The organism is Pseudoalteromonas sp. SR43-2 (genome assembly GCF_014163885.1).
GTDB classification, from domain to species: domain Bacteria; phylum Pseudomonadota; class Gammaproteobacteria; order Enterobacterales; family Alteromonadaceae; genus Pseudoalteromonas; species Pseudoalteromonas distincta.
The window spans coordinates 1-342 of record NZ_JACJED010000054.1 but is presented as its reverse complement, the minus strand read 5'-3'; the positions used below and the strand labels follow the sequence as shown (position 1 = coordinate 342).

The 342-nt window shown below is 52.0% G+C and carries 1 protein-coding gene; it reads right to left on the bottom strand.

Annotation, left to right across the window (positions count from 1 at the left end):
- Positions 1–342: Ig-like domain-containing protein (locus H5120_RS20065; RefSeq protein ID WP_182675888.1), on the bottom strand; the 342-nt coding region annotated here is incomplete at both ends.

The window sequence follows — 342 nt, the reverse complement described above, 5'->3', positions numbered from 1 at the left end:
TGTACCTGTGTTGCCTGCGGCATCGGTGATGCTGGCGCTAACGCTATAATTCCCTTCGGCTAATGTGCCTGTTGGTGCCGCACTCCAGTTACCATTGGCATCGGTTTGTACATCAATGCTTTGAGTAGCATTTGCTGCATCTGTAAACGTCACCGTGATGGTGCTGTTAGGTGCATCACTGGTGCCTGTCACAGTTGGCGTGCTGTCATTTGTTAATAATGGCGCATCTACACTCACACTTGGTGCTGTGGTATCAATGGTGCCGTTGCCGGTAATATCGGTGCTGTTTCCTGCCACATCGCTGATGTTGGCGGTGATCGTGTACGGCCCTTCTGCCAGTGC